We start from the raw sequence: 514 nt of genomic DNA on the forward strand, positions 1-514 counted from the left end.
TGGCACAGTCAGGAGATAGCGTCGTGATTTTAAATGATGATAAATTCCGTCCCCGGCAATGGTAAATTACAGCCAGAGTTGGCGTTCGCCTACCCTCTGGGAAGTGCGACCTATCGCCTACCTCAGAAGTGCGATCGCGCAGCGTGCCCGCCAGAAGTATCGCCTACCCTCTGGGAAGTGCGACCTATCGCCTACATTCTCGGAAGTGCGTTCGCGCAGCGTGCCCGCCAGAAGTATCGCCTAGCCTTTCGGAAGTGCGATCGCATCTTACCAGAAAGCGATCGCATAGTGGAAAGTGGCTAAAATGGATGATTGAAATCACCCAGAGGACAACCCCCATGACCACCAATGCTGACGATGTTTGGAGGCTGCTAGGAGAACTCATAGAAGCCCAAAAGGAAACTGAACGACTCCTCAAAGAACAATCCCAAGAAAGCGATCGCCGCTTCCGGGAACAGTCCCAAGAAAGCGATCGCCGCTTCCGGGAAACCGAACGAATCATCAAACAACAGAG

General features: G+C 52.9%; 1 protein-coding gene. It reads left to right on the forward strand.

Features of this window, described 5'->3' with window-relative positions:
• The first annotated feature begins 33 nt into the window (after positions 1-33).
• On the forward strand, positions 34-303 hold the full coding sequence (locus tag P5674_RS25825) for a hypothetical protein (RefSeq protein WP_315670485.1): 270 nt from the start codon (positions 34-36) through the stop codon (positions 301-303).
• The last annotated feature ends 211 nt before the right edge of the window (positions 304-514 follow it).

Origin of the sequence: Limnospira sp. PMC 289.06, from assembly GCF_032350395.1 — a bacterium.
GTDB lineage: Bacteria > Cyanobacteriota > Cyanobacteriia > Cyanobacteriales > Microcoleaceae > Limnospira > Limnospira platensis.